This is a genomic window from Ruegeria arenilitoris (assembly GCF_013035315.1).
Lineage (GTDB): Bacteria > Pseudomonadota > Alphaproteobacteria > Rhodobacterales > Rhodobacteraceae > Ruegeria > Ruegeria arenilitoris_D.
The window spans coordinates 978,888-990,619 of sequence record NZ_WQHP01000001.1; the positions used below are offsets into that span (position 1 = coordinate 978,888).

Genomic DNA, 11,732 nt, shown 5'->3' on the forward strand with positions numbered 1-11,732 from the left:
CTGCTTCTATCCCTGAGACGCTCTTTGCTGACTACTGTACTTCAATCCTGATCGGAACACCGGCTAGCAGCTCGTCCAACTGCGTTGCGCGGGCATGCCTTGAGAATGTCCCTGCGTTGTTCAATCCTCTACCAAGCAGTTGAACCACTTCTGGAGAGCCCGCAAATTTGGAATGACTGCCGGAAGAAGAGTCGTCAATCGCTGTTAGGTCGATTGCGACAACTCCCAGCTCTGCCAGATCCGTAGCATTAGCTGCTCCTACGCGTGGCACGCCTCCTGCAATGCGGCGGGACGTGCGCAAGGCGCTGTCGTCTTCGGACAACAAGACGAAAAAATTCTCAAGTTTGGTGTCTATTTCTTCCAATTGCACAGTGAACAAATCCAAGTCGATATCGGGTGAGGCCAGAATTATATTCTGAAGCCTGCCGGACGTGTTGAACGTGCCTCTGGCGGCTTGATCTCTGAGGGCCTCCATGATCAGAAATCCGCCCATCGAATGCGCGAAAACGTCGTAGCCTTCTGCATTTGTTCTGGCCAATATGTTGCCGATGTCAGCTACGCCTGATCTGGCAATCAATGCGCTGTTCAGATCATAGACATAACGACTGAGTTGAGCCGCCGATGCCCAATCGTACAAAACGGCTACACCTTCAAAGTTGGTGTCTTCAACAAACTGACCAAGTCTGAGCAGCGCGTCACTTGTTGTGTTGTTGTAACCATGTACAAAAAACAGAATATCGCGCTCCCCGGGTTTTCGTTTTGCCAGTTCCGCATTCACGGACGCCACAAAGGCATTCTCAGAGTTGTAAATTGTGGGTTCGATAATGGCGAACTCGGTCCTTGGGTCAGGTGGGAGCCGCTTAGGCCGGGTCAGTTCTCCTGTGACATGCGTTGGCGGGACCGATACAACAACCGATGCCAGTCCGAGGTCGGGTGCACGTTCCGCAGAGAAAAACGCACCAACTGTCTCACTTGCCTGCCGGGTAGACGCCAGGAAAATCTTATGGCGCGATGCTCCTGAAACCGAAGATACCGGCGTCTCCGGGTTATCGACTCCGACGAGTTCTGGTGGCCTGCCGCAGCCAGCAAGAAGCAAGGATTTGAACAAAAACAATATGATTAGGTGGCGCATAGTTCGTATCCCACAGGATTGGCAAAAAGCTGTTTAATGCAGGTACTATGCGAGACGCAACTAGACAAAAAATCGAAGGCCGGGTCGCTTCCGTTTGTGATAGGAAAGCATATATCGAAAGCGTCTGCTCTGGGCTGAGACTAGCCGTTCTCTGCAGGCGGCTACAAAGACTGCTATGCGGACGATCTGGTCATTAGTGTCTATTGCCCGAACGGCAGGTTTGTTGCGCGCTGCCTGATTCTTACCCGTCTAAATCAGCTCGCGGGCAATCTCGCGCAGGTGAACGTGTCCGGTGCCACAGCAGCCGCCGAAGATATCCATGTGCGGATAGCGTGCCCGCAGATTGCCCAATTGCTGGCCTAGTTCTACAGGGTTGCCATCTTCGATGTGGCCCAGCTTGCACAATGCAATTTTCTCCATCTTGGACGCATTGGGCCGCACACCGCGTAGGCGGTTTATCCAGTTTCCCTCGCTCAATGCCGGTTCGTATTCCAATGGGTGCGAGCAGTTGAGCAGGTAATAATCCGGCGCGGCGTCCCCGGCTAGGCTGTCAATTTCAGGGATGGCTTCCGCCAGTGTCGGCCCGGAGCGTAACCGATGAGAACTGTCCAACGTAAGTGAAACAGCCAGCGGAACGCCTATCCTCGCTGCGGCACGGGATACGCCGACAGCTTCGGGGATGTTGTTGAAGGTTGCCGCGCAAGCGAAATCCACGTTTGCCGATTTCAGCGTTTCCAGTTGAACCGAATGATAATCTTCGGCGCTCTCAGCGGTGATCTCTGTGTTCAGCCCATAGGCATCGCCACGCGGCCCAATGCAACCACCGATCAGAAGTTGCGGGATCTGGTCAGCGTAGGGCTTGGCGGTTACACGCAGGAATTCAATGCTAGCGATATTGGCTTCTGCCAGACCATCGGGAGAATAGCCTAGCTTTGCCCCCCAATCTGGACTGGCCCGGTAGTCCAACCCGGTCAACATATATGACAGGCCAAATTCGGCGGCGACGTCCAGCATATCGGACAAGACCTGCCGCATGGCCGTCACGGCCTTGGGATCTTCAAGCAGCGGGAACATGGCGAACTCGGGCAATTCGAACCCGTGGCGATACATAATCTCGGTTTCCATGCCACCTTCGGTCAAGAAAATTGCGCCGGTGCCAGTGGCCGGGGTCGGGCTAATGCGGGTCATGGCTTATGCCTCCGGCTTAATATTCTGGTTAAATCGAAAGCGGTTTTGCGGGTCGTACTTAGTCTTGATGTTGACCAGCCGTTGATAGTTTGCCCCGAAGGCCGCGCGGGTCAGCGCATCATTGTCTTCGCCATGGCCGGGAAAATTGAGATAAGCGCGGCCCTCGTGCCCGAAGCGCGCAGAACTTTCCCAACCATCGCGCGCCCAGGCAATGTTTGCAGCATCGTCCTCTGCATCCGGCCAGACGCCATCAAGCGAATACATCCACCCGAAGGAACGGTCTCCAAAGGCTGTGGCATTGGCAGGCACTTGTGCTGTGGCCCCACCGAAGTTCCAGAGTGAGGAAATTGAGTTTTCCGATGGCGCAGCAACGGCATTGGCCATAGCAAGGTCAATCATCTCGTCAGAAAGATCCGATAGGTAGCGTGCCTTCCAATAGCAACGGAAGTCGCCGGCGGGCATCAGCGTGTCAAACAGCGACTGAACCTCACAATAGCTCATCCGACCCGAGAAATCGGTGACCATGTTACCCAGCTCTCGCAAGGGCTGCATCAAGGCTTCGCCTTCGGCAGCGTCTCCGTTGTATACGCAGGCCAGAGTATAGACGCGTTTCCCCCAACTTTCTTCGGGGAAGTCTTCGCCGCCTGCGGTAGAAAATTCGCACAGTGACCCGATCAACCCGTCATGCTTAAGCATGAAGTCCCGCCAGGCACGGATCGGGCGGGGGCCGTCTTCGATTGCGTAAATCGGGGCGGCGAACATCACTTCGGGCCCAGCCGGATGCAGGGAGAATTCAAACCGGGTCACCACACCGAAGTTGCCGCCGCCGCCCCTGAGTGCCCAGATAAGATCCGGGTTTTCATCACTGCTGGTATGAATCAGTTCGCCATTGGCCGTCACCACATCCGCCGCCACCAGATTGTCAATCGACAGACCGTGTTTGGCGCGAAGCCAGCCGATACCACCCGACAGCGTCAATCCTGCCACACCAGTATCCGAGACCAGCCCGCCGGGGGTGGCCAGCCCATAGGCCTGAGTGGCCTTGTCCACGTCACCCCAGAGCGCACCGCCCTCAACCGAGGCAATGCGCCGATCGGCATCTACAGTCACGGCGCGCATTTGGGTCAGGTCAATCATCAGCCCGTCGTCGCAGACCGCATGGCCCGCCACGTTGTGGCCGCCCGCGCGGATTGAAATGCCCAGATCATGGGCTGCAGCATAACGCACAGCTGTCATTACATCCTGCGCATTCCGGGGTCGCGCTATCAGCGCGGGCCGCCTGTCGATCATCGCGTTCCAGACGCCTCTGGCCGCGTCATAGCCGTCTGCACCCGCTGCAAAAAGCTCGCCTTCAAAGCCGGAAACAAGTGTGTCTGGGATACTCATAATCAAATCCTTTCCTTCATATTCAGAAAGGATAAACCACGAGGCTGGCGTCGCTTAGTGGCGATTTTGCCAGTTTTGCGGCATACTGGACAAGTGATAATGGCAGATCGGTCAGATCCGGGCGATTTTGGACAAAATGCGTAAAGGGGTCAGATAAAAATGGCAAAGAAACCGCAGATTCTGTTGCTGGCCGCGCCCGAGACCTCGGCCTCGGTGCTATATGGACTTTATGATGTGTTGATGTCAGCGGGGGCTGTCTATCTGGACATGGTGATTGGAAAACCCGGCGATGAGTTATTGGACGTGAAGATTGTCACCGCCAATGGCAAGCCGATGCGATGTATCGGCAATATCCCGGTGGAACCGCACGCAGCCATCAGCGATGTCGATAACCCTGATGCGGTGGTTGTTTGTGACATGTACACTTCGATCTACGATGTACCGCGCGGACGCTACCCACGAGAAATTGACTGGCTGCGACGAACACATGCCAATGGCACGCTGCTGGCATCGGTCTGCTCGGGATCGTTGCTCTTGGCCGAAGGTGGCTTGTTGGATGGGAATAAGGCCACAGCACATTGGGCCTATCGTGACATGTTCCAGCGGAATTTTCCTAAGATCAGTTTCCAGACGGACTCGGTTCTGTGTCTGGCGGCGGAGGAAGATCGGATCGTCACCGCCGGGGGTGTCAGTGCCTGGCACGATCTGGTCGTGTATCTGATCGCACGCTTTTGTGGCTATCAGGTAGCAATTGAAACGGCCAAGGTGTTCCTGATCGGGGGGCATTCTGAGGGCCAGTCGCCCTATGCGGTTATGACCCGGCCTATGGAGTCTAACGACGGCCCGATCACCGACAGTCAGGAATGGATTGCCGAGCATTATGCCACCGCCAACCCGGTGGAGAAGATGGTTGAGCGATCCGGCCTCAATCCGCGTACCTTTTCACGCCGGTTCCGAACGGCCACGGGCTTTGCCCCAATCGAATACGTGCAGGCGCTGCGGGTTGAAGAAGCCAAGCAGATGCTGGAGACGGATCAGATAAGCAATGACGAAGTGGGCGCCGCCATCGGCTATGACGATCCGGCGTCCTTTCGACGAGTCTTCAAGCGCGGTACTGGCATGACACCCGCTGCTTACCGTAAGAAGTTCCAACGAATTGCCCGGATCGCACAACCGGCGTGAAGCACAGAGTTGCAGACGTTCATTCATCGCGCAGAATTTTGCACATTGGGCTCGGTGCGGTCATTCGCCGAAATGTCGCGAGCGACCGCTGTGCGGACGGAGCTGCCTGATGCGTCCGCAGCGAAAAGCACCTTGATTGCTCGACCGATTCACTGTGTTGTCAGCGGCGGCGCGGCATCATTTCTAAAAACCGGACATTCGAATCGTGTAAAAGGTCCAAAACCAATCCCGCCATTCACTGCACGGCCGTCGGATGTTTCACATGCGGCCGTAATCGCCGTTTGCTGAAATGCCGCTCGGGTAGATTTCCTTGAAAACCGAACACCGACTGACCGTCAAGTGACGGTTGATTTGGCGGAGCCGGCCTGATTAACTCACCGAGTTCGACCAAAGTGAATTGTTGGGATTTGATTTGATGATGAACCGCAGAATGATGCTGGGAACTTCCCTGGCTGCGTCGGCACTGCTAATCGCCGGATGCGTCGCTACGCGTCAAAGTATCGTGCCCGGCAGTTTTGCTTGGTTTGATCTGATCACCAGCGACCCTGATGCGGCGAAGTCCTTTTATGGCGGCATGTTCGGCTGGCAATTCGGATCCCCGGCCAGTGACGGGTATATTCCTGTCAGCGGAGGTGGAGAGGCGCTAGGCGGTGTGATTGCTTCTGACGATGCGGGCTCTGATGTCGAGTTTCCGTCGCAATGGGTCCCCGTGCTGACCGTCGTCGATACCATCGCGGCAACGAAGATTGCCCTGGGCAGGGGTGGCAAGCAGGTCAGGTCTCCCTTCGCCACATCTGCCGGGACGTTCTCTACCATTCGCGACGCAAGCGGGGCGTTGCTGGTGCTGTATGACGGGCCGGGCGGGTTCCCGCTGAACGGTTCACTGCGGGAGAACACATGGTACTGGGCCGATCTTCTGACTGACAACCCCAGTCGGGCCCGGTCTTTCTATCACGCGCTCGCCGGATGGGAGACCGCGCAGAAGAATGGTCAAACCGTCTTTTCCAGCGGTGGCGCCGTCCGTGGCGGGTTGGTGCGGATATCCCGACGCAAAGCGGAACCGACATGGCTGCCCTACGTTGGTGTCTCGGATATCGGTCGGGCCATTGCCCGGTCTCAGGAACTGGGCGGAGGCCCGCTGACCGTCGCCGAAGATGCAGCCGTGCTGCTCGATCCCACCGGCGCGGCGGTTGGGGTGTCGCTGATCGGAGGTGCGGCATGATGGTGCCCATACTGCGCCTGACCTTGCCCGTGGCTCTTGTCGCTGCGACCTTCGCACTGACCGCCTGCGGGCCTACCACTGGCCAGCCCAACGTGCGGACCGGCGTTTCCGTCCATGTCGGCTATGGTCGTGGCCCCTGGTGGCGCTGGGGTGGTTACTATCCGCGCCCGCCCGGCGTTCTGCCGCCCGATGTCTTGCCACCTGAGCCCGGCTTGCCGATCGAACCCAGCCCGCCAATTGCGGTTCCGCTCCCGGAACCCGATTTTGGTGGCGGCAATTTCGGAGGGTTTGACGGCGGCTTTGATGCTGGCGGTTTCGATCACTGACCCGGCAATCCTGCTGAGCAATCAAGGTGATTTCGCTGCATCAGCGACCGGCAGAAACGTCCGCGTTGCAGACACGGCCCCTTCAGTCTTCGCTGCGGACCAAACGAACGTCCGGTTCTAATGCTGCCCTGCGGCTGGCCAAGAGACACTGCGGGATGCCGCAGTTGCGAACTTGACAGAAGCAGGGTGTCTCCCTTGGGCTCAAAGCCGTCATCCGACGGCATTAGCGATTAGACCGGTTTGTGGCTGCGAGCGGTCATTGGGGCCGCTCTCAGGATTGGTCCGACATCGGCCCTCCCAGTACTATTCAACGAGTTTTCAAGCTCAACTCCGAGATCCTACCGTCGCCTGACCCTCTCTCGATTACGCTCCCGACGTTCGATGTTGATCCGGTGGTCGCGGCCCAATGCCCGGTAGAAGCCCGGTCCCTTGGACCAGTTCAGAAAGTGGGCAAAGCTGTCGACCTGATCGTCGTTGCGTCCGCGTGGAAAGGACTGAAGCTCCCGTTTGAATACCGGCAGCCAGGATGCATCTGCAGGCAGATAAACCTTGCCCTCTTCGACAGGACCGCAAGCGGACTGGAACCGGGTTTCCTTGTCCTTGTCGGGTTTAATGCGTTCGTAGCGCCGACGGTCATCACGAAACAATTCGTCCAAAAGAGGTTTGCCGGAGGCCGCATCTTCGATCAGGACACGATCGGGATCCCAACGGCCGACCAGTTGCAGTGCCTTGGCTTTCAGGTCTGGGTAGTCTACCTGCCCGCGCCAGACGTCGATAAGATACCACGCATTTTCGCGGAACCCCCAGGTTGTACAGACAGAGAAATCAGACCGGGGGTCTGCCGACATGCCCGTATCCCAGCTCTGAACCACCAGTTGGAACCAGCGGCGATCTTCGATGGTCTCGTAGGTGCCAAACCACTCCCAGCGCAAGGGCGACCCGTCGGGAGCAATGGGGTTCTGCTGATACTGGCAATTGAACACGGCCGCGCCCATTTCGCGACGCTTGGTATCCAGCGTTTGCTGATCCAAACGGGACGGGCACAGGAGATCACCCGGTTTGCGGTGAATGACCCTTCCACGCCCAAGAGGAACCCCTTCATGGTCTTCGGCGATGGCAGGCAGATTCAGATGCCGATAGGTCCCGCGTTCGAGCAGATAGCCCGGCGGATCCATCTCGTGCAACCGTTGCGCAACCATAACCACGCGCCCTTCGGCCGGATTGTCGAAGCGCGACAACAAGGTCCCCTCAATGAACTCCTGTGCCTTGATCAGCTCGGCTTCGGAGCCGGCATCTCCGGCTTTCAGCAGGTCATCGATGATGATGTAGTCGGCGCCATGACCGGTGACAGAACTTCCAATGGAGACAGCCTTACGGCTGCCTCCCTTTGTGGTGCGGATTTCTTCTGAGGTATTGCCCTTTCTAGCCAAGACCGTTTCAGGGAACATTTCCCGGTACCAGCGCGCAGACATGATCCGACGACAATCTTCGGAATGTTTGCGCGCCAGATCCAACCCATAGCTGGCAACGATGATCTTGGCGCTGGGGTTATGACCGAGAAGATAAGCGACATATGCAACGGCCACGGTGACCGATTTCAGGCACCGGGGCGGAATGTTGATGATCAACCGCTTGTTCTCGCCGATGCGTACGTTGTCCAACTCATGGCACATAGCACGCACATGCCAGGCCGGATCAAAGCTGCGGTCTGTCCCCTGATGCAGCGTGCCAAACACACGCCACACGAAGGGAAAGAAATTGTCCCGGCAAACCTCGCGAGCGGCTTGCACGACGATTTTTGGATCAGGAGTCGTCATCTTCCGCCTCCTCGTTTTCCAGATCACCGTCACCGTCCAGTTGGCTGGAAAAGAAATCCCGGAGGATGTCGTAGTCGACAGCGTCCGGCTCAACCGCACGGACGCTTTCTTGCGCGTCCAATTCACTTGCGTTGAACAGATCTGTGTCCAGCTTAAGCAGCGCCATCAACAATTTCGTGTCGCCCTTCAACGCGCCTGCTGTGAACCGCTTGGCAATTGCCTCAGCCTTGGAAATCCGGATTTCGTGGCTGCCTTCGCGAACCGTAATCTTGGTTTCCAATTCGCGTTTCAAGCTGGCATTCACCCCTTTGGCACCTTTCGGCCGCCCTTTCGGATTGCCAGAGCGGCCTTTCTTGAACCGGGTCGCTTTGGGCGGCTTGCCGAAACCCACCTCGTAGTCTTTCGTATCGTCAGACATGATCCGCCTCCAGCTCTGAAGTGGCATCGGTTGCCGCAGAATGCGCATCGAACGTCTGGCCGGTCACCGCGTGCACGGCGTTCTCACCAGTCATCTCCTGCCAACGGCGGATGGCGACATCGACATAGGCCGGGTCGAGCTCAATGAGCCGCGCCCGCCGCCCGGTTTTCTCTGCTGCCAGCAAGGTCGCCCCGGACCCGCCAAAGGCGTCTAAAACAACATCGCCGCGATGGCTCACATCCATGATGCCATCCGCCACCAAAGCTGTCGGTTTCACCGTGGGATGATCTGAGAGGTCAGCTTCGCGCCCCGCCCCAAAGCTGGTCACACCGGCGTAATCCCAGACGTTGGTCCGGTTGCGCCCGTGTTTGCCCAGCTCGACGTTGTTGATGTGCGGCGCACCAGGCTTCTTGAAAATGCAAATCAACTCATGCTTGGAGCGATAAAGGCTGCCCATTCCCCCGTTGGTCTTGTTCCAGACGCAGAGATTGATGAGATCAAAGCCACCTGCCTTGCCCGCCGCAATCAGTTCTTCGATATGACGCCAGTCCATGCAGATCATTGCAATACGCCCGTCTGGCAGACGGCCAAACAACTGGGTGATCACGCCTGAAAGAAAGCCGCGGAACTCGCTATCCGACATTTCCCCCGACGCCATGGCAAACTCGCGGTGTTCGGCGCTATTGCCGGACCGCACATGCCCATTGACCGGCACGTTATAAGGAGGATCGGTGAAGACCATCTGCGGGCGCTCGCCTTCCAGCAAGGTGTCGTAGCTCTGGGCTTGAAGGGCATCCCCGCAGAAGATGCGATGATCTCCGAGAACCCAGAGGTCGCCCGGCTCCGTGATTACGGGTGCCGCAGGGTCCGGGGCCTCTACACTTTCCGCTTCCGTCTCCGTGGCCTCGCCCGCACTATCGATGATGATGTCGATCTCCGGTGCCTCGAACCCCATGATTTCCAGATCAAAATCCAGCTCGCCATCAAGGCTGAGATCCATCAGCTCGGCAAACTCAATCTGCAGAGCAGCTTCGTTCCAGTCGGACAATTCCGCCAGCTTGTTGTCCGCAATGCGCAGAGCGCGCACTTCCGCTTCTGACAAGTGATCCGCGACAACAGTCGGTACGGAATTCAACCCCAGGGCCTTGGCGGCTTCATAGCGGCCATGACCCGCGATGATTGTGCCCGAACCATCCAACAGGATCGGAGTGACAAAGCCAAACTGGGCCACCGATGCCTTCAGTTTGTCGACATTCTTGGCCGCGTGCACGCGGTTGTTGTTGGCGTAGGGCTTGATCTGGCTGATCTGGGATTGGATAACTTTTTCGGCCATCCAGATAGGCGTATTGGACGCCTGGACGTCGCTGTGTGTGTTTTTAGCAGGCATAACCGCCTCCTTTTGCGTGACGCCGCGCGGACGTCGAGATGGAGGGATCGCGTTGGAAAATCGGAGAGAGCACAAATCGCAACTCCCCGGACCAATCGATCCGAGACGTTGCTCCTTTGAATGCTCTCTGCGGAAACCTGTGTTTCCAATGAGTGCTGCCTGCGGGAGCAGTTTCCCGCCCCGATAGTCCGGGCGATTAGGTCGAATGTAGGTGCCATCAATACGAGACGCAACCCCCCAAACTAAAAGTAACCAATTAAGATTGTTGACGAATAATCGGGGGTACGGCAGCGTCGCACTTCAAAACACACGCCTCCAGTAATCGTTTCAGAAAGAGCTGGACTGTTGCCGTAAACCACGCATCACTGAACCTACGCCCGAGCCATTCGGGCGCTCCTCGGTACCGGGGTTCGGCATCTCGCTGACCCAAGATCAGAGGAGACAGTTCATGTCCAAGCGGAAGCAAACCAAAATTGACAAAGTGCAAAACTTGTTGCGCCGCCCGAGCGGCGCCAGCCTTGAGGCGCTCTGCAAAGCAACGGGGTGGCAGCTTCATTCGGTCCGAGCGGCTCTAAGCGGCCTGCGGAAAAAAGGCGTCACAATTGAAAGGCGGACATCCGACAAACCAGATGGTTCTTCCACCTATCACCTGACGGTGGGAACAGGAGAAGAGTCATGACCAAGACTAGCGATGTTGCCGATCTGGCCGTCATGGGACGATCGGATCTGGTCACGCTTTGGCAGCAACTGTTTGATCAACCCGCCCCCGCCATGCTCAGCCAACCCTTTCTGCGCCGCTTTATCGCCTTTGAGATGCAGTCCCGCCGTCACGGCGGGCTACCCCGGCAGGTCAAAGCCACGCTGGAAAAGGGCTCTGGGAAGAAACCCCGGCCTACATGCCCTGCCCTAAAACCCGGCGGGCGCCTGCTACGCGAGTGGAATAGTGTGACCCATGTAGTCGACGTTACAGAAGACGGCTTCACTTGGAACGGTCGGTCCTATCGCTCACTCTCGGCCATCGCCCGAGAGATTACCGGCGCGCATTGGTCAGGGCCGCGTTTCTTTGGGCTCACCGGCAAGGCGGCCAAATGAGCCCGCGCCGTAAAATCCGATGCGCCATCTACACGCGCAAGTCCTCAGAAGATGGTCTGGATCAGGACTTCAATTCGCTGGATGCGCAATATGAGGCCTGCGCGGCCTATGTCGCAAGCCAGCGACATGAAGGCTGGACCCTGTTGTCCGGGCGCTACGATGACGGTGGCCTGTCGGGCGGCACCCTAGAGCGACCCGCCCTTCAGCGCCTTCTTGAAGAGATCGATGCCGGGCGTATTGACATGGTGGTGGTCTACAAGATTGACCGGCTGACCCGGTCGCTTGCCGACTTCTCTAAGCTGGTCGACCGGCTGGAACAGGCAAACTGTTCTTTTGTGTCCGTCACGCAGGCCTTCAATACCTCATCTTCCATGGGCCGGTTAACGCTGAATGTGCTGTTGTCCTTTGCTCAGTTTGAACGGGAAGTCACCGCCGAACGTATTCGCGACAAGATTGCAGCGTCGAAGAAGAAGGGGCTTTGGATGGGTGGCAACCTGCCTCTGGGCTATGATCGCCACCCCGATCCGAAGGCAAGAACGCTGGTGGTGAATGAAGAGGAGGCCAGAACGGTCCGGCATCTCT

12 protein-coding genes are annotated in these 11,732 nt (G+C 57.4%); 6 read left to right on the forward strand and 6 right to left on the reverse strand.

The window, feature by feature from the left end; all coding sequences use genetic code 11:
* Positions 1-31: 31 nt before the first annotated feature.
* The 3 genes from GOV53_RS04715 to GOV53_RS04725 all read right to left on the reverse strand — a co-directional run bounded on the left by GOV53_RS04715 (position 32) and on the right by GOV53_RS04725 (position 3,706).
* Complete coding sequence (locus tag GOV53_RS04715) at positions 32-778, reverse strand: alpha/beta hydrolase (RefSeq protein ID WP_437436786.1); 747 nt, start codon at positions 776-778, stop codon at positions 32-34.
* Positions 779-1,381: 603 nt separating this feature from the next.
* Complete coding sequence (locus GOV53_RS04720) at positions 1,382-2,320, reverse strand: homocysteine S-methyltransferase family protein (RefSeq protein ID WP_170464505.1); 939 nt, start codon at positions 2,318-2,320, stop codon at positions 1,382-1,384.
* Between the two features lie 3 nt (positions 2,321-2,323).
* Positions 2,324-3,706, reverse strand: coding sequence for an FAD-binding oxidoreductase (locus GOV53_RS04725; protein ID WP_170464506.1), 1,383 nt, complete (start codon positions 3,704-3,706; stop codon positions 2,324-2,326).
* Positions 3,707-3,865: 159 nt separating this feature from the next.
* On the opposite strand from GOV53_RS04725, the gene GOV53_RS04730 reads away from it, so the two are divergent.
* The 3 genes from GOV53_RS04730 (at position 3,866) to GOV53_RS04740 (ending at position 6,436) form a co-directional block, all read left to right on the forward strand.
* Positions 3,866-4,888 (forward strand): GlxA family transcriptional regulator, encoded by a 1,023-nt coding sequence (locus GOV53_RS04730; protein WP_170464507.1) that lies wholly within the window; start codon positions 3,866-3,868, stop codon positions 4,886-4,888.
* 415 nt (positions 4,889-5,303) lie between these two features.
* Complete coding sequence (locus GOV53_RS04735) at positions 5,304-6,110, forward strand: VOC family protein (protein WP_170464508.1); 807 nt, start codon at positions 5,304-5,306, stop codon at positions 6,108-6,110.
* Complete coding sequence (locus tag GOV53_RS04740; protein WP_170464509.1) at positions 6,107-6,436, forward strand: hypothetical protein; 330 nt, start codon at positions 6,107-6,109, stop codon at positions 6,434-6,436. The genes GOV53_RS04735 and GOV53_RS04740 overlap by 4 nt, the downstream gene beginning before the upstream one ends.
* A 338-nt stretch (positions 6,437-6,774) precedes the next feature.
* Here GOV53_RS04740 and terL read toward each other — a convergent pair whose 3' ends face one another.
* From terL to GOV53_RS04755, 3 genes are read right to left on the reverse strand one after another with little or no spacing between them, the layout of a single operon-like run.
* Positions 6,775-8,253, reverse strand: coding sequence for a phage terminase large subunit (terL, locus tag GOV53_RS04745; protein WP_170464510.1), 1,479 nt, complete (start codon positions 8,251-8,253; stop codon positions 6,775-6,777).
* Positions 8,240-8,671: a DUF5681 domain-containing protein gene (locus GOV53_RS04750; RefSeq protein WP_170463294.1), complete on the reverse strand. Its 432-nt coding sequence runs from the start codon at positions 8,669-8,671 to the stop codon at positions 8,240-8,242. The genes terL and GOV53_RS04750 overlap by 14 nt, the downstream gene beginning before the upstream one ends.
* Positions 8,664-10,058 (reverse strand): site-specific DNA-methyltransferase, encoded by a 1,395-nt coding sequence (locus GOV53_RS04755; RefSeq protein ID WP_254439165.1) that lies wholly within the window; start codon positions 10,056-10,058, stop codon positions 8,664-8,666. Before GOV53_RS04755 ends, GOV53_RS04750 begins: the two co-directional genes overlap by 8 nt.
* A gap of 448 nt (positions 10,059-10,506) precedes the next feature.
* Here GOV53_RS04755 and GOV53_RS04760 point away from each other — a divergent pair, with 448 nt between their 5' ends.
* The 3 genes from GOV53_RS04760 to GOV53_RS04770 all read left to right on the forward strand — a co-directional run.
* Positions 10,507-10,737: a DUF3489 domain-containing protein gene (locus tag GOV53_RS04760; RefSeq protein WP_170464511.1), complete on the forward strand. Its 231-nt coding sequence runs from the start codon at positions 10,507-10,509 to the stop codon at positions 10,735-10,737.
* Entirely contained in the window at positions 10,734-11,150 is a 417-nt protein-coding gene (locus GOV53_RS04765) for a DUF2924 domain-containing protein (RefSeq protein ID WP_170464512.1), read from the forward strand. The genes GOV53_RS04760 and GOV53_RS04765 overlap by 4 nt, the downstream gene beginning before the upstream one ends.
* The coding region (locus GOV53_RS04770; RefSeq protein WP_170464513.1) for a recombinase family protein at positions 11,147-11,732 on the forward strand (586 nt) is incomplete at its 3' end. The genes GOV53_RS04765 and GOV53_RS04770, both read left to right, overlap by 4 nt.